This window comes from Dyadobacter diqingensis (assembly GCF_024220585.1).
GTDB lineage: Bacteria > Bacteroidota > Bacteroidia > Cytophagales > Spirosomataceae > Dyadobacter > Dyadobacter diqingensis.
Genome location: NZ_JAMXKF010000008.1, coordinates 98,283 through 118,746 on the forward strand (window position 1 = coordinate 98,283; position 20,464 = coordinate 118,746).

21 protein-coding genes are annotated in these 20,464 nt (G+C 42.8%); 5 read left to right on the plus strand and 16 right to left on the minus strand.

The features are described from left to right. Nucleotides 1-4: 4 nt before the first annotated feature. From M1L62_RS20365 to M1L62_RS20380, 4 genes are read left to right on the plus strand one after another with little or no spacing between them, the layout of a single operon-like run. Nucleotides 5-1,480 (plus strand): DUF1501 domain-containing protein, encoded by a 1,476-nt coding sequence (locus M1L62_RS20365; protein ID WP_254561466.1) that lies wholly within the window; start codon nt 5-7, stop codon nt 1,478-1,480. 55 nt (nt 1,481-1,535) lie between these two features. Next, nucleotides 1,536-1,856 (plus strand): L-rhamnose mutarotase, encoded by a 321-nt coding sequence (locus tag M1L62_RS20370; RefSeq protein ID WP_254561467.1) that lies wholly within the window; start codon nt 1,536-1,538, stop codon nt 1,854-1,856. Nucleotides 1,857-1,882: 26 nt separating this feature from the next. Beyond that, nucleotides 1,883-3,367: a c-type cytochrome domain-containing protein gene (locus M1L62_RS20375; protein ID WP_254561468.1), complete on the plus strand. Its 1,485-nt coding sequence runs from the start codon at nt 1,883-1,885 to the stop codon at nt 3,365-3,367. A gap of 41 nt (nt 3,368-3,408) precedes the next feature. Then, entirely contained in the window at nt 3,409-4,329 is a 921-nt protein-coding gene (locus M1L62_RS20380) for a sugar phosphate isomerase/epimerase family protein (RefSeq protein WP_254561469.1), read from the plus strand. Here the strand turns inward: M1L62_RS20380 and msrC are convergent, their stop codons facing one another. After that, a complete protein-coding gene (msrC, locus tag M1L62_RS20385; RefSeq protein ID WP_254561470.1) occupies nt 4,330-4,815 on the minus strand; it encodes a free L-methionine (R)-S-oxide reductase MsrC in 486 nt (161 codons plus the stop codon). A gap of 318 nt (nt 4,816-5,133) precedes the next feature. Between msrC and purU the strand changes: the two genes are divergently transcribed. Next, nucleotides 5,134-5,967, plus strand: a complete 834-nt coding sequence (purU, locus tag M1L62_RS20390) for a formyltetrahydrofolate deformylase (RefSeq protein WP_256527746.1) — start codon at nt 5,134-5,136, stop codon at nt 5,965-5,967. Between the two features lie 139 nt (nt 5,968-6,106). Here purU and M1L62_RS20395 read toward each other — a convergent pair whose 3' ends face one another. From M1L62_RS20395 to ilvB, 15 genes are all read right to left on the minus strand, one after another. Next, a complete protein-coding gene (locus M1L62_RS20395) occupies nt 6,107-7,261 on the minus strand; it encodes a 2-isopropylmalate synthase (protein ID WP_254561471.1) in 1,155 nt (384 codons plus the stop codon). 302 nt (nt 7,262-7,563) lie between these two features. After that, nucleotides 7,564-8,634: a 3-isopropylmalate dehydrogenase gene (gene leuB, locus M1L62_RS20400; protein WP_254561472.1), complete on the minus strand. Its 1,071-nt coding sequence runs from the start codon at nt 8,632-8,634 to the stop codon at nt 7,564-7,566. A gap of 150 nt (nt 8,635-8,784) precedes the next feature. Continuing rightward, entirely contained in the window at nt 8,785-10,368 is a 1,584-nt protein-coding gene (locus M1L62_RS20405) for a hydroxymethylglutaryl-CoA lyase-like TIM-barrel protein (protein WP_254561473.1), read from the minus strand. Nucleotides 10,369-10,446: 78 nt separating this feature from the next. Next, nucleotides 10,447-11,043, minus strand: coding sequence for a 3-isopropylmalate dehydratase small subunit (gene leuD, locus M1L62_RS20410; protein WP_254561474.1), 597 nt, complete (start codon nt 11,041-11,043; stop codon nt 10,447-10,449). A 126-nt stretch (nt 11,044-11,169) separates the two neighbouring features. After that, entirely contained in the window at nt 11,170-11,541 is a 372-nt protein-coding gene (locus M1L62_RS20415) for a GxxExxY protein (protein WP_254561475.1), read from the minus strand. Nucleotides 11,542-11,697: 156 nt separating this feature from the next. Further along, the gene (leuC, locus tag M1L62_RS20420; protein WP_254561476.1) at nt 11,698-13,101 is read right to left on the minus strand and encodes a 3-isopropylmalate dehydratase large subunit; all 1,404 of its coding nucleotides are present in this window, start codon (nt 13,099-13,101) and stop codon (nt 11,698-11,700) included. Between the two features lie 283 nt (nt 13,102-13,384). Further along, nucleotides 13,385-13,675, minus strand: a complete 291-nt coding sequence (locus tag M1L62_RS29760) for a type II toxin-antitoxin system RelE/ParE family toxin (protein WP_374760313.1) — start codon at nt 13,673-13,675, stop codon at nt 13,385-13,387. Beyond that, nucleotides 13,672-13,878: a hypothetical protein gene (locus M1L62_RS20425; RefSeq protein ID WP_254561477.1), complete on the minus strand. Its 207-nt coding sequence runs from the start codon at nt 13,876-13,878 to the stop codon at nt 13,672-13,674. Before M1L62_RS20425 ends, M1L62_RS29760 begins: the two co-directional genes overlap by 4 nt. A 71-nt stretch (nt 13,879-13,949) precedes the next feature. Continuing rightward, nucleotides 13,950-14,798 carry a helix-turn-helix transcriptional regulator gene (locus tag M1L62_RS20430; protein WP_254561478.1) on the minus strand — a complete coding sequence of 283 codons (849 nt, stop codon included), beginning with the start codon at nt 14,796-14,798 and terminating at the stop codon, nt 13,950-13,952. A 6-nt stretch (nt 14,799-14,804) separates the two neighbouring features. Next, nucleotides 14,805-16,046, minus strand: a complete 1,242-nt coding sequence (gene ilvA, locus M1L62_RS20435; RefSeq protein ID WP_254561479.1) for a threonine ammonia-lyase IlvA — start codon at nt 16,044-16,046, stop codon at nt 14,805-14,807. Nucleotides 16,047-16,064: 18 nt separating this feature from the next. Then, nucleotides 16,065-16,271 carry a hypothetical protein gene (locus M1L62_RS20440; RefSeq protein WP_254561480.1) on the minus strand — a complete coding sequence of 69 codons (207 nt, stop codon included), beginning with the start codon at nt 16,269-16,271 and terminating at the stop codon, nt 16,065-16,067. Nucleotides 16,272-16,273: 2 nt separating this feature from the next. Beyond that, the gene (locus tag M1L62_RS20445; protein WP_254561481.1) at nt 16,274-16,711 is read right to left on the minus strand and encodes a DUF6932 family protein; all 438 of its coding nucleotides are present in this window, start codon (nt 16,709-16,711) and stop codon (nt 16,274-16,276) included. A gap of 92 nt (nt 16,712-16,803) precedes the next feature. Next, complete coding sequence (gene ilvC, locus M1L62_RS20450) at nt 16,804-17,850, minus strand: ketol-acid reductoisomerase (RefSeq protein WP_254561482.1); 1,047 nt, start codon at nt 17,848-17,850, stop codon at nt 16,804-16,806. Between the two features lie 230 nt (nt 17,851-18,080). Further along, complete coding sequence (gene ilvN, locus M1L62_RS20455; RefSeq protein ID WP_254561483.1) at nt 18,081-18,614, minus strand: acetolactate synthase small subunit; 534 nt, start codon at nt 18,612-18,614, stop codon at nt 18,081-18,083. A gap of 55 nt (nt 18,615-18,669) precedes the next feature. Next, a complete protein-coding gene (ilvB, locus tag M1L62_RS20460) occupies nt 18,670-20,430 on the minus strand; it encodes a biosynthetic-type acetolactate synthase large subunit (protein WP_254561484.1) in 1,761 nt (586 codons plus the stop codon). Nucleotides 20,431-20,464 lie beyond the last annotated feature (34 nt).

Below are 20,464 nucleotides of genomic sequence, written 5' to 3' on the forward strand. Positions count from 1 at the left end.
CGCTATGGAGAAGTTATTAAAGGAATTGCAACATGCCGATTTACATAACCAGACACGGCGCCATTTTCTGCAATCGGCGGGGTTTGGGCTTGGAGCACTGGGCTTGGGATCGCTGTTAGGTTCTTGCGGGAGTTCAAATGCGGGCACTGGCGTAGCCGCCGAGGCAATGGATGCCAAAATTCCTCAGTTTGCTCCCAAAGCCAAACGGGTAATTTATATCCATATGGCAGGTGCACCTTCGCAACTCGAACTATTTGATTATAAACCGGAACTGGAAAAATACCACGGAAAAGATTGTCCTGCGGAATTTTTGGAAGGCAAAAAATTTGCTTTTATCCAGGGTGTTCCCAAAATGCTCGGACCTCAGGGGAAATTCAACCAGTACGGGCAATCCGGTGCCTGGATGTCGGATTATATTCCTTATTTACAAACGGTTGCGGATGAGATTACTTTTATCAAGTCGATGCATACCGATCAGTTTAACCATGCGCCTGCGCAGTTGCTGCTGCATACGGGAAGCGCCAGACTGGGGCGGCCGAGTTTAGGGGCCTGGTCGGTTTATGGTCTGGGGTCTGAGAATCAGAACTTACCCGGATTCATTGTGCTCGCTTCCGGGGGAAGACAGCCGGACGCGGGAAAAAGCGTTTATGGAAGTGGATTTTTGCCCTCGGTTTACCAGGGCGTTCAGTGCCGTACCGGAGGCGATCCGGTTTTATACGTAACGGACCCCAACGGCATGAACCGGAATATGCGAAAGCAAACCATTGAGGCGATCAATGAAATTAATAAACAGACCTATGACGACGTAAAAGATCCTGAAATTTTAACCCGGATCAGTCAATACGAAATGGCGTTCAGGATGCAAATGTCTGTGCCGGAAGTGATGGATGTGTCCAAAGAACCGCAATTTATTCTGGATATGTACGGCGTTAAACCGGGGGAAGGGACTTTTGCTATGAACTGTCTCCTGGCCAGAAAACTTGTTGAAAATGACGTGCGTTTTGTTCAGCTTTTTGATTGGGGCTGGGATGGGCACGGTACGACGGCGGGTGATAATGTGGAAGGCGGTCTTAGAAATAAATGCCGTTTATCTGACAAACCGGTTGCAGCACTCATTCAGGATTTGAAAATGCGGGGTCTTCTGGATGAAACCCTGATTATCTGGGGAGCGGAGTTTGGCAGAACGCCCATGCAGGAGAACAGAAATGGTGTTGTTATGCCCTTTATGGGGCGTGATCATCACCTTGAAGCGTTCACCATGTGGATGGCTGGCGGTGGCGTGAAAAAAGGTTATAGCCATGGCGAAACCGATGAACTGGGTTACTATGGGGTTAAGGACCGAGTCCATGTGCATGATTTACAGGCAACAATTCTCCATCTGATGGGATTTGATCACGAAAAATTCACTTATCCTTTCCAGGGAAGGAATTTCCGGTTGACAGACACCGAGGGAAAAGTGGTGAAAAATATTATTGCTTAGCCGGATATATTTCAGGTATCGATGACTTAAGCCTGAAAATTAAACAAATGTTACGATGCAAAATGATCAGGTTTTAGCTTTCCGGATGCAGTTGATAAAAGGAAACGAAGCAGAATACAAGAAAAGACATGATGAAATATGGCCTGAATTAGCCGAGCTTTTAAAAAAAGCAGGAATCCAGGAATATTATATTTTTCTGGATGAGGTGACGCTGGCGCTTTTTGCTTTTCAAAAACTTGCCCCGGACGCTGATACATCCGGACTTTCTTCTCTACCCATCATGAAAAAATGGTGGGATTATATGGCTGATTTGATGGAGGTTAATCCGGATAATTCTCCCAAAGTTGTTGCCTGCCCGGAGGTTTTTCGGTTATAGTTTGACTCATCTGTACTGCTGTTTTTATGTTTACCCTTCTTCAGGCCTCTGACTGGACTTATTTTTTCGGACGTTTTCATCCGGTGCTGGTGCATTTGCCCATTGGGTTTCTGCTCGTTGCCGCGCTGTTGGAAGTGGGGAAGCGACTGGGGAAAATCACGTTGAGTGATTCTGTGATCACTTTTATCCTGTTCTGGTCGGCCGTTGGGGCTAGCATGGCATGCGTAGCTGGTTATCTGTTGTCGCTTGGCGGTGGTTATGAAGAGGAATTGTTAAGTGCTCATCAATGGCAGGGTATTGGTGTGGCTGTGTTTGCGTGGATTGCCTGGATATTAAAATCGGAAATCATTTCAAAAGGCGCTGTTGTATACCTGCCGGCGCTTGCTTTGGCTACGATCCTGACATTTACGGCTGGTCACGACGGAGGTTCTCTGACCCATGGCGACGGCTATTTAACGCAATACACACCGGAGGCTTTTCGCTCGCTGGCCGGCATCCCGCCACGTACGGAGGAAACAAAGGAATTAAAACCCATCGCTAACATCAATGAAGCAGTGGTTTACAAGGATATTGTGCAGCCGATACTGGAAATGCGTTGTGTCCAGTGCCATAATGCCAACAAGCAAAAGGGCGGTTTACGTATGGACGGTATGGCTATGCTGGCTAAGGGTGGTGAAAACGGGCCTGTGTTTATATCCGGTAAAGGTTTGGAGAGTGTTATGATCAAGCGCTGTTTACTCCCGGAATCAGATGATGATCACATGCCGCCAAAAGGAAAACCGCAACTTTCCGAGTCGCAGGTTGCTTTGTTAACCTGGTGGATTGACCAGGGTGCCCCTGCCGATAAAAAGGTTTCTGATCTAAAAGTTACCGAACAGATCAAACCGGCGCTGGCATTGCTGACGTCTGGAACAACGGGTGGCAGTGGCGGAAGCAGTGAATCAGCCGTATTAAGTTTGAAGGTCGCGGTGCCTGCCGAAAAATCTGTTGATGCCATTAAAAAGGTCGGTCTGTTGGTAATGCCTATTGCGCACGACAAAAATCTGGTGCAGGTCAGTGCGGTCAACGCGCCCGGTTTTGGGGACGGACAGTCGGGGCTGCTAACGTCATTATCGGATCAGATCGTATGGTTGAAACTGGGTCATACAAAAATTACTGATGGTGGGCTGAAGGAACTTGCCAAGCTCAAAAACCTCAATAAGCTACATCTTGAATACACGGGAGTAACGGATGCTGGCCTGAATGATCTTAAAAATTTGCAATATCTGGAGTATCTGAATCTGGTTGGGACGAAGATTACCGACGCGGGTTTGAAAATCCTGGCGGCATCAAAAAGCTTGAAAAACGTATACATCTGGAAGTCGGCGGTTACTGAAAATGGGATTTTGGAAGCGAAAAAGCTCCGGCCGGATCTGAATATCGTCAGTGGTTTTAACGAAGCGCGTGTGGCAGAATTCCTGAAAGCAGGCGATACCTTGAAGACTGAAGAAAAACCTAAGTCGACTAAATAGTTAATATTCAAGTAAGTAATTGCCATAATATTCATTACGAAATGAATCGTAGAAAGTTTATACACACTGCAACTGCGGGACTAGGCACATTGGCCGCAGTTGAATCCATAGCAAAGGACCATTCAATTTCGTTCAACAAGACAGACGCAGGCTCTCTGAAAATTTTGGCTACGAACTGGGGTTTCAAGGGAGATGTTAATGCTTTTTGTACCGCTGCAAAAAAAGAGGGTTATGACGGATCCGAGTTTTGGTGGCCACAAACGCCAAAGGACCGGGATTTGCTCTTCACTGCATTGAAAAAACACGGTTTGGAAGTTGGATTTTTATGCGGTTCAGGACTAACAGATTACAGCGCTCATCTTGACTTTTTTAAAAAATCGATTGATGCTGCCGTTAAATCGGAGATAAAGCCACTCTACATCAATTGTCACAGCGGCAGGGATCATTTTAGTTATGATCAAAATAAGGCTTTCATCGATTACACGAGTGAAGCCAGTGAAAAGAGCGGTATTCCCATTTACCACGAAACACATCGGGGCAGAATGCTTTTTGCTGCTCATGTAACCCGTAATTTTATAGAGAAAAACCCGAAATTGAGATTAACCCTTGATATTTCGCATTGGTGTAACGTACACGAATCTTTGCTCGAAGATCAGGAAGAAACGGTGCAACTTGCATTGTCCAGGGTTGGACATATCCATGCGCGTATCGGCCATGCAGAGGGACCGCAGGTGAATGATCCCCGAGCGCCCGAGTGGGAATCGGCGGTGAAAGCTAATTTGGCCTGGTGGGACAGGGTTGTCGAAAGGAAAATAAAAAACGGAGAACCAATCACTTTCCTGACGGAATTTGGTCCTCCGGGTTATTTGCCAACGGTTCCATTCACCAACCAGCCGCTTGCCGACCAGCGGGGAATCAACGTTTTTATGATGCAGCTGTTGAGAAAGCGGTATAGCAAATAGCTACAATTTTCTCTCCAAAAGGGTTAAAATGCTTTGTAGTCCGGCTGCGTCGATCTCACTGAAATCGTCGAGCTGATCGCTGTCAACATCCAGAATCATGGCCACGGTGCCGTTTTTGTGGAAAACAGGAAGGACAATTTCTGATTTGGATGCAGAGCTGCATGCAATATGTCCGGGAAAATGGTCAACGTCAGGAACAAGGATCGTTTTCTGCTGCGAATAACTTGCACCGCAAACGCCCTTATGAAACGGGATGCGTGTACAGGCAATAGGACCCTGGAAAGGCCCGAGAACGAGTTGTCCTTCTTTCGCGATATAAAACCCAACCCAGAAAAACCCGAAAGCCTCTTTCAGGACTGCTGTAATGTTGGCAAGGTTTGCAATCAGATCACTTTCCGTTTCAATCAGACCACTGATTTGTGGTATTAAGGCATCATAGATCTCCTTGCGATCTGTTCCGACAGGTATTATTAATTCTTCAGCCATTTTTCAAGACAATATTTTATCTTTCAACATTGATTTTTATTAAAAAGTTGGAGTTAGGGGAAATTTAAAATCATGCATGGTGACGAAATATTTTATCGCAATGATGTGCCTTCGGCACATTTGGTCGGTAGAAAAGCCGGGTCAATACCGAGAGAGACGCGTTCCATAGGAACGCTTGGTGAGGGAATCTCCACAATACGCAACCTAAGAAATGTGCCGATGGTACATCTATCAAAATCGCACATTAAATACGGAATTGTCCATCAAAACGCTAAAAATTCGTTACTTAGCGGAATACTTTCAGCATAAATTGAGAAAATGAACCGACGGCATATATTGCTGATGGATGGCCCTGACCATAAGGGACTTATTTATCAGGTTACCCGCATCCTTTTTGAGTACAATCAGAATATCATTCGTAATGATGAATATGTCAGCCCATCGAAATATTTCTTCATGCGGACCGAATTTGAAGGAGAAACCGACGCAACAGAATTATTGCAGGTGCTGAAAAAGGAGCTTCCGGCTGGTTTGAACCTTCGTTTAAATCCAAAAAAGAAAAAAGATATCGTGATTTTGGTGACGAAAGAACATCACTGTCTCGGTGAATTATTGCTTCGGTATGCCTTTGATGAGCTGGATGCGACGATTCAGGCCGTGGTAAGTAATTACAATACGCTTCAACCCCTTGTGAGTAAATTCGGAATTCCGTTTCATTACATTTCACATGAAAATAAAACCAGGGAAGAGCACGAGGAATCGATTTTGAGGACACTGGATGTGTACCGGCCTGAATATCTCGTTCTGGCAAAATACATGCGGATCATCACACCGGAATTTGTCGATAACTTTCCTGACAGGATCGTTAATATCCATCATTCGTTTTTACCAGCGTTCATCGGTGCAAATCCTTACCGACAGGCTTTTGAAAGAGGTGTGAAAATTATTGGGGCAACCGCTCATTTCGTAAATAACGACCTGGATGAAGGCCCGATTATTGCACAAGACGTAAAATCAGTGGATCACAGACAAACGGCAACAGACATGGCTACCCTCGGCAGAGACACCGAAAAACGTGTCTTAACGTCGGCTTTGAAGCTGGTTTTCAACGATCGTGTCTTTATTCACAACAACAGAACGATTATTTTATAAATAGAAAAAAGCCCTTAGTCATACTCACCGAGGGCTTTTTGTAATCTGATGGATGTTATTGATTATGTAATGTTACAAAAAAACCTCGTAACATCAAATTCATATTCAAGCAATTATCCAAAATGATGTATGAAAAATATTAAGCAGTGACAACCGTTCTTGCCAAATCCACCAAATCTTTGTCGTTTACTTCTTTCTTTAAATCGGCTACATCTAGGAATCTTTTGTAAAGATCATCCAAAATTACTTTGTCAAAAGTAAAGCCTAATAGCTCCAAACGGTGTTTTAAGGCATGACGTCCGCTTCTTGCAGTCAATACGATATCTGACTTATCCACACCCACGTCGGTAGGATTCATGATCTCGTAGTTCAGCGTATTTTTTAAGTGGCCGTCCTGGTGAATTCCTGACGAGTGCGCAAATGCATTACGTCCTACGATCGCTTTATTCGCCTGAACCGGCATACGCATCATTTTTGAAACCAACTGGCTAGTCGGGTAAATCAACTGTGCATTAACACCTGTTTCGTAACCAAGTTCTTTATGTACATTCAACGCCATAACTACCTCTTCCAAAGAAGTATTTCCGGCACGTTCGCCAATTCCATTCATGGTTACCTCCACCTGGCGTGCCCCTTCACGGATACCAGCCAATGTGTTGGCAGTCGCCAAACCAAGATCGTTGTGACAGTGAATAGAAATTGTTGCGTTATGAATTCCTTTTACGTTCTCAAAAATATATTTGATTTTGGCACCATACTCTTCCGGTAAGCAATAACCTGTTGTGTCAGGAATATTTACTACCGTTGCTCCCGCTCCGATCACAGCCTCAACCAGTTGCGCAAGGAAAACAAGATCCGCTCTTCCTGCGTCTTCACAGTAAAATTCTACGTCTTCTACCTTTGTTTTTGCATACTTGGTAGCAGCAATAGCTCTTTCAATAATCTTTTCTCTGGTCGTATTGAATTTGTGTTGAATGTGGATATCAGAAGAACCGATACCTGTGTGAATACGACCGCGTTTTGCAAATTGAAGCGCATCACCTGCTGCGTCGATATCACCCGTAACTGCCCGTGACAATGCGCAAATGATTGGCTCACGAACAACTTTGGAAATCTCTACGACAGATCTGAAATCTCCCGGACTTGATACAGGAAAACCAGCTTCAATTACATCTACCCCCAGCTTTTCGAGTTGTGTGGCTACAATTATCTTTTCTTCCGTTGTCAATTGGCTTCCCGGGACTTGTTCGCCGTCGCGTAATGTGGTGTCGAAGATTTGAACTCGCTGACTCATTGTTGGGTACTTTGATTAAAGATTGAATTACGAATTTACTAATTTTAAGACAATATAAAACCCTTTCCTGTTGAGAGAAAGGGTTTTATATCTATTCAAGACAATGCCTTTCTCCTTGTTACGGGTTACTCTGAATGAGCAGCAAAATGCAATTGTCGTATGATTTCATGTTAAATATATCTTGCGAAAATTCGCTAACTGCGATTTTCTTCTGCAAAGTAATAAGAAGATTTTGGTTCAACAAATCTTCTTAATGAAAATTCAAAAAAAGATATATTTTATAATGAATCTAATTTTTTATATTAAATACGTTTTAAGATTTCTTCACCGATTGCGTCGGTACCCAAAATCATTTCCGGAGCAGTGGTAGAATCTGCAATATCACGTGTACGGAAACCAGCTTTTAATACCTGATCAATCGCTGAGATAATAGCGTCTGACTCTTCTTTCAACCCAAAAGAAATATCAAGTAACAAAGCAGCTGAAAGAACAGATGCCATTGGATTAGCAACACCCAGACCCGTAATATCATGCCCGGAACCGTGGATTGGCTCATAAACACCTGTGCTGTCTCCTACCGAAGCAGACGCCAGCATACCCATAGAACCTGCAATCTGACTTGCTTCGTCCGTCAGAATATCACCAAATAAGTTGGCCGTAACCACAACGTCAAAGCGACGCGGGTCCTTGATAAGCATCATCGCAGCAGAGTCAACAAACTGATGCTCTACGGTGATATCAGGATATTCAGGTGCGAGGGCCTGAACTACTTCACGCCAAAGTCTGCTTGTTTCCAAAACGTTTGCTTTGTCAACAGAACATAATTTTTTTCCACGTGTACGAGCAGCTTCAAATGCTTTGCGGGCGATACGTTCTACTTCGTAACGGCTATATTCTGCGATATCGTAAGCGGTGTCTCCGTCATTTTTACGGCCTTTTTCTCCGAAATAAATGTCTCCTGTCAATTCGCGGAAGAAAAGAATATCAGAACCTTTAAGGATTTCAGGCTTGATAGAAGAAGCACCCAGAAGCTCGTCAAAAAGTTTGATTGGGCGTAAGTTGGCATATAAACCAAGCTCTTTACGCATTTTAAGCAAACCTTGTTCCGGACGCACTTTTGCAGTTGGGTCGTTATCGTATTTAGGGTGGCCTACTGCTCCGAACAAAATCGCATCAGAAGCACGCATTTTTTCCAAAGTCTCGTCCGGAAGTGGGTTTCCTGTCGCTTCAATTGCCACGTGGCCCATAAGTGCCTCATCATAGATGAATTCGTGTCCGAATTTCTCAGCGATTTTTACAAGAACTTTTTTTCCTACTTCTGTAACTTCCTGTCCGATACCATCACCAGGTACTATTAAGATGTTCTTCTTCATTATAATGGTTAAAATTTACAATCCGTTGGCCGGTTAAGTCCAGCTATACGGTTTTAATTATGGTTTTGATTTAGATTTAAAAATTTCTTACGTCGCATCAAACAGGTCGTCCCGACGTGACTTTGAGTTGGCGTGACTGGCCTGTTTATCTCACATTTTCTGAAATTCAGGATTAACCTCAGCCAGTTTGGATGATAAATCAACGGCCGAAGGAACGCCTAATAAATTCAGCATTTTCTGTGTTGCCTGAATGGCGGAAACCGTCTGGTCGGAATCCAACCCCCTGGTTTTGATATCTTTACCGTTCATTTCCCAGGTAATGATTGTCTCGCAAAGTGCATCAGTTTTACCACCTGGCGGGATCCGCACGGTATAATCCGTCAGCATAGGTAATGAAATTCCTTTTTTTGCATAGATCTTTTTCAGCGCATTCATAAATGCGTCATACTGACCGTCACCTTGTGCATTTTCTTCATAAATCTCGTCACCAAAAGTGATCTGCAATGTTGCGGATGGTTTAAGATTTTTTGAATGCGTTAACACATAATTGAGGATCACAACCTTTTCCTCAATAGCACTGCTATCGAGTACATCGGAAATGATATACGGAAGATCTTCCGGTGTCACCACTTCTTTGCGGTCACCAAGCTCAATGATTCGTTGTGTAACTTTTTTAAGGTCGCCATCGCTTAATGTGATACCGATATCCTTTAAGTTGTTCTCAATATTGGCTTTTCCCGAGGTTTTGCCAAGCGCGTAAGAACGAAGCCTGCCAAATCGCTCCGGCATCAGATTGCTGAAATATAGGTTGTTTTTCTTGTCGCCATCCGCATGAATACCAGCTGTTTGTGTAAAAACACTTTCGCCGACGATCGGACGGTTTGACGGAATTCTTATACCGGAAAATGTCTCGACAATCTTGCTGATTTTATACAGAGATCTTTCCACAACCGAAGTTTCAACCTCAGGCATGAAATCCTTTAAAACGGCTATGGTACTGGCCAGAGAGGCATTTCCTGCCCGCTCGCCCATCCCGTTGACAGTCAGGTGAAGTCCGTGTGCACCCGCTCTGATGGCCTCCATCACGTTAGCGATGCTCAGATCGTAATCGTTGTGGGCGTGAAATTCGAAATGATGACCGGGGTAGCGATCAACGATTGATTTTACAAATTCGTAAGATTCAGCAGGTGTCAGAATTCCCAGCGTATCCGGTAAAAGAATTCTTTTTACAGGTTGTTTGGTCAGGAAATCCAGCGCAGCGAAAACGTAATCCCTTGAGGTACGCATGCCGTTGCTCCAATCTTCCAGATAAACATTACAGCTTATTCCTTTCGAATTAGCGAGTGAAATGACTTTCTCGATATCCTCGAAATGTTGCTCGGGAGTCTTTTTTAATTGAAAAGTGAGGTGATTTAAAGAACCTTTGGTAAGCAGGTTCATCACTTTGGCACCGGAATTAAGCATCCAGTTGATGGACGCATCTCCGTCTACAAAAGTCAATACTTCGATTTTATCAATAAAACCGTTTTCATTTGCCCAGTTTGTAATTTTCTTAACCGCCTCAAATTCCCCTTCCGACACACGTGCCGAAGCAATTTCAATGCGGTCAACTTTCACTTCCTGTAACAGCAGCTGCGCAATTGTCAGCTTTTCTGTTGCAGAAAACGACACTCCGGAGGTCTGTTCACCGTCCCGGAGTGTCGTGTCCATTATTTCTATATAGCGTTTGCTCATAGGGCTATCGGCTATCGGCTATTGGCCGTCGGTCGCAGCGGGTAAGCTGACAGCCGATAGCCGACGGCCGAAAGCCATTTAATATAGTCTTTGTGCTTCAAATTCCTTGATATCACTCTTCATCGCCTGTAGGTAGTCAATATCGTCAAACCCATTGACCATATTGTGTTTTTTGTACCCATTGATATCGAATGATTCCTGTTCACCTGTCGCTACAATCGTGATCGTTTGTTCCGGAAGGTTCACTTCAAGTTCTGCGTTAGGATCTGCTTCGATGGCAAGGAATATTTTATCAAGGAATTCAGGGCTAACCTGAACCGGTAAGATGCCTATGTTCAAAGAGTTACCTTTGAAAATATCGGCAAAGAAACTTGATACTACACAACGGAATCCGTAGTCATAGATCGCCCAGGCAGCATGCTCACGGCTTGATCCGCTTCCGAAGTTATGTCCGCCAACAAGGATTTTTCCTGTATAGATCGGATTGTTCAGTACGAAATCCTGTTTAGGAGTGTCGTCGCCATTGTAACGCCAGTCTCTGAAAAGGTTATCTCCAAATCCTTCACGTTTTGTAGCTTTAAGAAAACGAGCTGGTATAATCTGGTCAGTATCAACGTTTTCGATCGGCAAAGGAACTGCCGTGCTTTTTAATATGGTGAATTTATCGTAAGCCATTTTATGTTTTATGTTTTAGGTTACACAGAGGTGCACAGAGTTTAAAAGAGGAACACTGAGATTTTGTTATTTTATTAGTCTATCTCTGACTGCCTCATTTGACTCTACGGTTCTCGTTGAAACCATTCAATTTATGAATCTTTTAATGCCGTTCTTTAATACTGAAACATTGAAATTGATTAACAGACCTGCATTCATTTCGGAAAATCTCATGTAAGTTAGAATTTGAGCAGTGTGAACATTATTAATTATTTCAACACTTTTTAATTCAACTACTACCTGATTCTCAACAACGAAGTCCATTCGATAACCATATTCGATGTTAATTTCTTTATAGCGAACAGGTAACGGCTTTTGTCTTTCAAAATACAAACCTGCATTACTTAATTCGTAGGCCAAGCATTCTTCATAAGCCGATTCAAGTAAACCCGGACCTAATTCCTTATGAATTTCAATACAACACCCAATAATCTCTCCGGTAATTTTATTTATTTCCATACGATTTGTTTTAGGACATGGTTAATTCCATATACCAAAAACAAATAGTTAAGTCACATAAAAACAGTTAGAAAGAATAAATTCTAAATAACCTCAGTGGCTCTCTTTTTAACCGCGCGGCGGCCGCTCTGAGAACCTCTGTGTAACCGATATAAGTTACAGCAAATCACGCGGATCCGTCACAACTCCCGTTACCGCCGCTGCCGCAGCTACCAATGGGCTGGCCAAAAGCGTACGTGCTCCCGGGCCCTGACGACCTTCGAAGTTACGGTTGGAGGTACTTACTGCATATTTGCCGGCTGGAATTTTATCATCGTTCATCGCAAGACATGCAGAGCAGCCCGGCTGACGAAGTTCAAAACCTGCTTCGGTTAGGATGTCAAGAATTCCTTCTTCTTTGATCTGCGCTTCAACGATGTGTGAACCCGGAACAACCCATGCAGTCACGTTATCCGCTTTCTTACGTCCTTTTACGATTGAAGCAAAGGCACGGAAATCTTCGATACGTCCGTTTGTACAGCTACCGATGAATACATAGTCAATCTTTTTACCCAACATCGACTCGTTTTCATGGAAGCCCATGTAGTTCAACGATTTGTCGTAGGTTGCTTTTCCTCCTTCAACTTGCTCAGCAGTAGGAATGTTACGGGAGATACCCTGACCCATACCCGGATTTGTTCCGTAGGTGATCATTGGCTCAATATCCGCAGCATCAAAAGTATATTCTTTGTCAAAAACAGCGTCTTCATCTGTTTTCAGCGTTTTCCAATAAGCCAATGCCTCATCCCACTTCTCGCCTTTCGGAGCTTGTTCACGGCCATTGATGTAATCAAAAGTAGTCTGGTCCGGCGCGATCATACCACCGCGAGCTCCCATTTCGATACTCATGTTACAAACCGTCATACGGCCTTCCATGGTCATATTTTCAAAAACATCGCCGGCATATTCTACAAAATAACCCGTAGCACCTGCTGTTGTCAGTTTTGAAATAACATATAACGTTACATCTTTTGGGGTAACTGCTTTGCCTAATGTACCATTTACGTTTACACGCATTTTCTTTGGTTTTGGCTGCATGATACACTGAGAAGAAAGTACCATTTCAACCTCAGAAGTACCGATACCAAACGCAATAGCGCCAAATGCACCGTGTGTGGAAGTATGAGAATCACCGCATACAATGGTCATTCCCGGTAGTGTGATACCATTTTCAGGCCCTACAACGTGAACGATACCATTTTTTACATTACCCAACCCCCAGTGTGAAATACCATATTTCGCCGAGTTTGTTTCCAAAGCTTTAAGTTGATTTGCCGAAAGTGGATCCTGAACCGGAAGGTGTTGGTTGATTGTGGGTGTATTATGGTCAGCCGTAGCAAAAGTACGTTCCGGATAAATAACACCAATATTTCTGCTTTCAAGTCCCAGGAAAGCAACCGGACTGGTCACTTCATGGATAAAATGACGGTCGATGAAAAATACATCCGGGCCATCTTCAATTTTACGTACAACGTGTGCATCCCACACTTTGTCAAACAGGGTACTCGCTTGATTACTCATTCTCAATTTATGGTGAATATGTAACTAATTTTATTTTTTAATGACTTTTAGAGGCTAAAAATCAGGCCCATTGACCGGAATAATACCGGGGCAGAAAATCATGAATCAAATTTCCACAGAATACTTGATATAAGTATAACGGGAAACGTTCAAAAAATAGTGTTTTTGGTTTGAAGTGATAGTTTGAGCGGAAATCTTTATCGATTTCGAGGAAATTTTCAAAAATTGACTGGTATTGTACAGTATTTAGATTGGATTACGGTAGCCGATGGATTTAATGAGCTTATCCTATCAAAACGTCTTGTCTATTATCCCAAAAGAACAAAATCTGAATCTCAAAGGAATTCACTTCATAGAAAAAAGAGCAGTTTTTGTTAATTCTTCCCTGCCTGACATTTGGCCGTTCTGCGGTCGACTTAAATATTAACGGTGTTTCTGAGATTTGAGCAAGTGTCTGAAATACCTTTGCCTCAAATTTTTCAGCGGTATTTCTACCCCATTTCAAATTTATTCGTTCAAAAATGGCTTCGTATGTTTCAACTGCGGTATGTGTAAGGACAATCTCAAATCTCATTTTGAAAGAGATCGTCTTTGCTTAAATTCATCGAAGGAAATTGTTTGACCATTTAATACATTTTGACGACCTTCATCAATTCCTTCAAGCACATGGTTTGGTAAAGTACCCTGTATTTTTTCATAAGGCACTTTCAAAGTTTCAAGAAAATCAATTATAACCTTTTCCTGATCTTTTGTTGGATGTATAATCAGTGTTTCCATTTTGTGTGCGAAGTTTGTTTCAATGCATGCTGTAAATATAAAGAATTGAAGCAGACTGTTCTAAACTAAATTCACCCATGCTTCTTCGGCGTAACCCCAAACTTTTCCTTATACATTTTTATGAAATGAGAAACACTTTCATATCCGATCTCAGTGCTGATCTCGGTTACGTTTTTGGTGTTGTTTCTTAGTAGAAAATCGGCGTAGTCCAGCCGTTTATTTTTCAGCCAAAGGGCTGGTGACGTTTTAAATTCGTCCTGGAAATCACGCTTGAAGGCGGAAAGACTACGGCCAGACAACCGTGCTAATTCATTTAACGTTAATGGTTTAAGGTAATAGCTGTTCATCAAAAATGACAAATCCACCTTTTCCCCAATATAAAGGCTGTAAAGATTTGCCCGTAGCTGTTTTGAAGTGTCCAGTTCCAGCAGGTGTAAAAGCAATTCCTGAAATTTCAGTCTCAAAAAGTGATTTTTTAATTCTGTCCTTGACCGGAAATAGGGAAAAACAGACTGGATGAACTTCTCGAAGTTATCATCCGATTTCAGCGGTAAAATTGGGTTTTCCAGCACCGTGGTCGTTTCATCCGGGTTAAAAAGCTCGGGATGCAGGTTTACAAATTCCTTTAAAAGCTTTTCATCAAAGAAGAAAACAAGACTTTTGTAAGATTCGTTGATGGACTCGGACATCAGGTAAAAACCCCGCTGGACAAAAAGAATATCGCCTTTTTCCACATAAACTTCCTGGGTCGGGCTGCTGAATTTCTTTTCTCCTTCCAGCACGACAATAACGGCATGCTCCTCAAAAAATACCTCATAACGTGAAGGGTAAACCTCGTTGCGATAAGCAACAAAGGTCATATCCTGAATCTTGAGGGATTCAAATTCCTGGGCGCTTATGTGGGATGGAACGCGGAGCATGTTAATTTAAACCATAAACTGAAATAAATCCGGCTGGTCATTCAGGTATTCGTACACAATTCTATTTTCGTTCATACGCAGGATTAACGGGTCAAAGTCTTCCCGATTTTTTAATTCAATACCAACGAGTGCGGGACCTTGTTCCCGGTTTGTTTTCTTCACATATTCAAATCGTGCGATGTCATCATTAGGCCCGAGCACGTTCAGAAACTCCCGGAAAGCGCCGGAGCGCTGCGGGAAACGAATGATAAAATAATGTTTCAGACCTTCATAAAGCAAGGATCTCTCCTTGATTTCTTCCGTTCGTGTGATGTCGTTATTGCCGCCGCTGATCAGGGCGACTACATTTTTGCCTTTAATTTCGTCTTTAACCATGTCCAGCGCAGCGACAGTTAGTGCTCCTGCCGGCTCGGCCACGATCGCTTCTTCGTTGTAAAGCTGCAAAATGGTCGAGCAAACTTTTCCCTCAGGAACGAGTAAAACGTTGTCAAGACTTTTGCTGCAAATTTCAAAGGTGATATCGCCGGCACGACGTACGGCGGCACCATCAACGAACTTATCAATATTGTCGAGTGTAACAACGTGCCCTTCCTCGATGGATTTTTGCATCGTAGGAGAACCCAATGGTTCTACACCAATCAGTTGCGTTTTGGGAGAAAGCTGTTTGAAAACTGTTGAAATACCGGAAGCTAATCCGCCGCCGCCAATGGCCATTAAGAGGTAATCAATCCTGAAATTGGCATCTTTGAATATCTCCAGACCAACGGTTCCCTGTCCTTCGATAACTTGTAAATCGTCAAATGGATGTACAAATGTGGCGTTATTGGCATTTTGATATGTTACGGAAGCGTGATAGGCGTCATCGTAGGTATCACCTACCAGATGTACTTCCACCCACTCTTTTCCAAATAAACGAACCTGTTTGACTTTTTGGGCAGGCGTGGTCGTCGGCATAAATATGGCCCCTTTTACTTCCATTTTCCGACATGCGTACGCAACACCCTGGGCATGATTTCCTGCGCTCGCACACACGACACCGCCCGCCAGAGCTTCGGCGCTCAGGCTTGCCATTTTGTTATACGCACCTCTGATTTTATACGAACGAACCGTCTGCAGGTCTTCTCTTTTTAAATAAATATTGGCTTCATACTGCTCAGACAAGTGGGCGTTATAAAGCAATGGGGTATGGTTGATGATTCCACGAAGCCGTTCGGCAGCGAGGAAAATGTTGTCGAGTGTTGGGGACATATTTAATAAAAGGTTCTTTTATGCAGCAATTTGAACCTTGGCGTTTGTTGCTTGAGATAGTAAGTCAGCCAGTTGTTGCGACAATTCTTTTTTCAGAGAAATGTACTGATTAATAATTAGATTTTCTGATCCTGAGTCCACATGCCTTTTAATCATGTTTTCCACACGACGGATTTTTTCAAGGGTATGAAAAATTTCTATTTCAAGTTCATCGTGAATTTCCATAATCAGAATTTTAGTTCAATGAATCCTTTCCGTCTATTCTTTCTATCGGATGTGAAGAAATGAAACCAGTCTAACTTGTCAAATTGTGTCAGATCAAAATTAGGATGATCGTCAGGAAAGACTTTCACATAATACAAATCTACAAATTCTTGCCTCTCTTTTAAAGCGGTTAACTGATTCTCTTTTGATTCGAAATGTTGAAAATTAATAAATACAACAATGTCTATATCATTAGGATCATGTTTCTGTGTTACAAAACTCCCATCAACCCATATTGTAAAATCATCGGGTATGATGCTTTGGACACCGTTGATAAAAGTGGACAGTGTGGAAAGAAGTAATTTGCGGCGTTGATCAAACCCGAAAACTGCTTCAAACTCATTTAGATCTGGTGTGTGTGCTTTGTATGGAAACAGATTTCCATTATTGTCAAACTCCATAATTATTTAAAAAAGTACCCCTGACTCTTAACGAAATCAGGGGTATATATTTTTCAAATTTCAAAAAAGAAACCTGACTTGAAATCAGCGAATTATCCGCGCTCAGGACGAAGGCTACGTACCGTAGTACCTGCACGCCAGATTTCTGACTCACGAAGTTCAGCTAATTCTTCTTCCAATTTCACGCGGTAGTCAGGCTGTGAGTTACGAGTGATGGAGATATTAGCTTGTTCTCCTGATTTTACAGAATTGTAAAGTTGTTCGAAAACCGGCTTAGTAGCGTCACGGAAAGGTTTCCACCAGTCAAGAGCACCACGTTGAGCAGTTGTTGAACAGTTTGCGTACATCCAGTCCATACCGTTTTCAGCAACAAGAGGCATCAATGATTGAGTCAATTCTTCAACTGTTTCATTGAAAGCTTCTGATGGTGTGTGTCCGTTTGAACGAAGAACTTCATACTGAGCAGCAAAAATTCCCTGGATAGCACCCATCAAAGTACCACGCTCACCTGTAAGGTCAGAAGTTACTTCACGGTAGAAATCAGTTTCGAACAAATATCCTGAACCAACACCGATACCCATTGCGATACATTTTTCACGTGCTTTACCAGTTGCATCCTGGAACACAGCGAAAGATGAGTTCAAGCCTTTTCCTTCTACAAACAAACGACGAAGAGAAGTTCCTGATCCTTTTGGCGCTACAAGATAAACATCTACGTCAGCAGGAGGAACGATTCCAGTTTGATCTTTATAAGTTACACCGAAACCATGTGAGAAATACAATGATTTACCGGCAGTCAAATTAGCCTTAACAGTTGGCCATAATTCGATTTGAGCGGCGTCAGAAAGAAGGTAGCAAATGATTGTTCCTTTTGCCAATGCTTCTTCAAGTTCGAAAAGCGTTTCACCAGGAACCCATCCGTCAGCAATCGCTTTATCCCATGATTTACCACCTTTACGTTGTCCAACGATTACGTTGAATCCGTTGTCACGCATGTTTAAGCTTTGACCAGGACCTTGAACACCGTATCCGATCACGGCAATAGTTTCAGTAGATAGTACTTCGCGCGCTTTTTCTAGTGGGAACTCTTCGCGGGTTACTACTTCTTCTTCGACCCCGCCGAAATTTAATTTTGCCATTGATTATTAATTGAATTATTGATTACTTAATTAAAGGACAATATTACTAAAAATGGATTTGATACTTATTGATAAACATGTTATTAAACAGGCAACTCCTACGGAGTTTTGTCAAATCTGGAATTACTAGATTCTATAAACACTTCGGAGAAGTATCCTGTTTATAGCCATTACGTGTGTTAGTCCAATAATGGGCTCTGGAAGAGCCTCCTGATCATAACACAACGTTATTACATGTAATACTCCCACTCAGCTTCCGGCAGATAATCTACCAGTGTCTGAGGTGATTTGCTTACCGCTACACGTCCCGAGCGTACAAATTCAAGGATTTCGTGTGGTTTGATATAGTTGAAGAATTCGAAAATTTCTTCTTCCGTACCTGTTTTTTGAATGATCACATAAGTCAGGTGCCAGTAAACAACCCAAGCTTTGTACACTTTGTTGATCGTTTCGATATCAAGCGGTTTTGCTCCTATTGGCGTGGAAATCTTGAACATCGCAATTTCATTGTAAGCGATATCGTCGTTCAGATACCCGAAAACAGCCAGAACTTCAATAACCTTACGGATCTGACGAACAAGTTTTTCAACAGCTTCACGTGATTCATGACGAATGACGATGGTAAAGCGGGAAATACCCTTACGTTCCGTTTCCGAAACCGTCAGACTATCAATATTGATACGGCGACGGGTGAAAATGGTTGTGATCTTATTTAATATCCCAATCGTATTTTCGGTAAATACGCAAATGGTGTAAGTTGTCATGATTCTTTTAATGTCTAGTGAAAAAATGCAAGTGATTTTTGAGAGTTCAGTTACATTATTCTAGTCTGATATCCGCTACACAAGCTCCTGTTGGAACCATTGGGAACACGTTTTCTTCTTTTTCGACCAGTACTTCCAATAAATATGGTTTGTCGGAAGCCAGCATTTTATCAAGTGAATCGTTAAGATCTTCACGTGCACCGCAAGTATGTCCGTCGATACCGAAACCTTTTGCAATTGTGATAAAATCAGGATTTTGCAGCTCAACAAATGAATAGCGTTTCTGGTGGAAAAGCTGTTGCCACTGGCGAACCATCCCTAAGAAGTTGTTATTCAGGATAATGATCTTAACCGGTAGGCCACTTTGTGCAATGGTTCCCAATTCCTGGATCGTCATCTGAAAACAGCCGTCACCGATAATCGAAACAACTTCACGGTCAGGCGCTCCTACTTTTGCACCGAAAGCCGCTGGTAAAGCATATCCCATCGTGCCCAATCCTCCTGAAGTGATGAAAGAATTTGCTTTTTTGAACTGGTAATAACGAGCCGTCATCATCTGGTGCTGACCAACATCCGCTACAATTACCGCTTCACCTTTTGTTTTATCAGAAAGTGTGCGGATTACTTCCGCCATCTTTATTTTCTCTGTTGTAGGAGCAAGTTCCGGCTGCGTGATTTTTTCGTCCTCAATCGCATCGAATTTCTTGAATTCTGCCCGCCATGTTTCGTGATTATTTTCATTCACAAGTGGCAAAAGCATTTCCAAAGCTTTTTTTGCATCACCCACAACCGGTGCATCTGCCTTCTTTATTTTATCAATTTCGGCAGGATCGATTTCGATATGAACCACTTTGGCTTGCTTTGCATAACGGCTCAGATCGCCGGTTACACGGTCATCGAAACGCATACCGATCGCGATGATAAGGTCACACTGGTTCGTAAGAACGTTGGTTCCATAGTTGCCATGCATTCCTAACCAACCTACATAATTCGGGTGATCGACAGAAACAGACGAAAGACCTAACAGTGTTGAAGCGGCAGGAACATCTGTTTTTTCAATAAATTTCAGCAACTCTTGCTCAGCACCAGCGATTTGTACGCCATGTCCGAAGAACAAAAACGGACGTTTAGCTTCATTGATAAGCTTTGCAGCCGCCTCAACCTGATCTTCTTTTGGGGATAGGCGTGGGCGATAGCTAAGCAACTTTTCACATTTTTTGTGTGAAAAAGGTTTAGTCATCAGTTTTTGCTGCGCATCTTTTGTGATATCGATCAGTACTGGTCCGGGGCGGCCGGATTTTGCTATATAAAATGCCTTGGCAATAATTTCAGGAATTTCATCAGCATTGGTAATCTGGTAGTTCCATTTGGTAATCGGAATGGTAACCCCCATGATATCTGTTTCCTGGAAAGCATCTGTCCCGAGCAAATGAGATCCAACCTGACCAACAATACAGACCATTGGCGTAGAATCAATGATGGCGTCTGCGATGCCTGTCACAAGATTTGTCGCACCTGGGCCTGATGTTGCCAAACATACGCCAACCTTACCGCTGATACGGGCGAATCCTTCTGCTGCATGTGCGGCACCTTGTTCGTGGCGTACGAGAATATGATTGACTTGTTCCTGATAATCATAGATAGCATCGTAAACAGGCATAATTGCCCCGCCCGGATATCCAAAAATCGTTTCGACGCCTTCGGCAATCAATGACTGGATCAGTGCGTGAGAACCGTTGATCAGTTCTGGTGTTGCTACCGAAACTGGCTGCTCAGCGATTTCGGTTGTTTGTGTTTGGTTTTCATTAAATTCCATGACCTCTTACTTATTTAGTCGGATGAATTTCAAG

What these genes read in the sequence shown, in the direction of transcription:
- M1L62_RS20415 (WP_254561475.1), bottom strand. Translation starts at nt 11,541, where the DNA reads ATGGAAATAAATAAAATTACCGGAGAGATTATTGGGTGTTGTATTGAA.
- ilvB (WP_254561484.1), bottom strand. Translation starts at nt 20,430, where the DNA reads ATGGAATTTAATGAAAACCAAACACAAACAACCGAAATCGCTGAGCAG.
- M1L62_RS20380 (WP_254561469.1), top strand. Translation starts at nt 3,409, where the DNA reads ATGAATCGTAGAAAGTTTATACACACTGCAACTGCGGGACTAGGCACA.
- msrC (WP_254561470.1), bottom strand. Translation starts at nt 4,815, where the DNA reads ATGGCTGAAGAATTAATAATACCTGTCGGAACAGATCGCAAGGAGATC.
- M1L62_RS20375 (WP_254561468.1), top strand. Translation starts at nt 1,883, where the DNA reads ATGTTTACCCTTCTTCAGGCCTCTGACTGGACTTATTTTTTCGGACGT.
- leuD (WP_254561474.1), bottom strand. Translation starts at nt 11,043, where the DNA reads ATGGCTTACGATAAATTCACCATATTAAAAAGCACGGCAGTTCCTTTG.
- purU (WP_256527746.1), top strand. Translation starts at nt 5,134, where the DNA reads ATGAACCGACGGCATATATTGCTGATGGATGGCCCTGACCATAAGGGA.
- ilvN (WP_254561483.1), bottom strand. Translation starts at nt 18,614, where the DNA reads ATGACAACTTACACCATTTGCGTATTTACCGAAAATACGATTGGGATA.
- ilvC (WP_254561482.1), bottom strand. Translation starts at nt 17,850, where the DNA reads ATGGCAAAATTAAATTTCGGCGGGGTCGAAGAAGAAGTAGTAACCCGC.
- M1L62_RS20405 (WP_254561473.1), bottom strand. Translation starts at nt 10,368, where the DNA reads ATGAGCAAACGCTATATAGAAATAATGGACACGACACTCCGGGACGGT.
- M1L62_RS20365 (WP_254561466.1), top strand. Translation starts at nt 5, where the DNA reads ATGGAGAAGTTATTAAAGGAATTGCAACATGCCGATTTACATAACCAG.
- M1L62_RS20445 (WP_254561481.1), bottom strand. Translation starts at nt 16,711, where the DNA reads ATGGAGTTTGACAATAATGGAAATCTGTTTCCATACAAAGCACACACA.
- M1L62_RS20430 (WP_254561478.1), bottom strand. Translation starts at nt 14,798, where the DNA reads ATGCTCCGCGTTCCATCCCACATAAGCGCCCAGGAATTTGAATCCCTC.
- M1L62_RS20440 (WP_254561480.1), bottom strand. Translation starts at nt 16,271, where the DNA reads ATGGAAATTCACGATGAACTTGAAATAGAAATTTTTCATACCCTTGAA.
- M1L62_RS20395 (WP_254561471.1), bottom strand. Translation starts at nt 7,261, where the DNA reads ATGAGTCAGCGAGTTCAAATCTTCGACACCACATTACGCGACGGCGAA.
- leuB (WP_254561472.1), bottom strand. Translation starts at nt 8,634, where the DNA reads ATGAAGAAGAACATCTTAATAGTACCTGGTGATGGTATCGGACAGGAA.
- leuC (WP_254561476.1), bottom strand. Translation starts at nt 13,101, where the DNA reads ATGAGTAATCAAGCGAGTACCCTGTTTGACAAAGTGTGGGATGCACAC.
- M1L62_RS29760 (WP_374760313.1), bottom strand. Translation starts at nt 13,675, where the DNA reads ATGAGATTTGAGATTGTCCTTACACATACCGCAGTTGAAACATACGAA.
- ilvA (WP_254561479.1), bottom strand. Translation starts at nt 16,046, where the DNA reads ATGTCCCCAACACTCGACAACATTTTCCTCGCTGCCGAACGGCTTCGT.
- M1L62_RS20425 (WP_254561477.1), bottom strand. Translation starts at nt 13,878, where the DNA reads ATGGAAACACTGATTATACATCCAACAAAAGATCAGGAAAAGGTTATA.
- M1L62_RS20370 (WP_254561467.1), top strand. Translation starts at nt 1,536, where the DNA reads ATGCAAAATGATCAGGTTTTAGCTTTCCGGATGCAGTTGATAAAAGGA.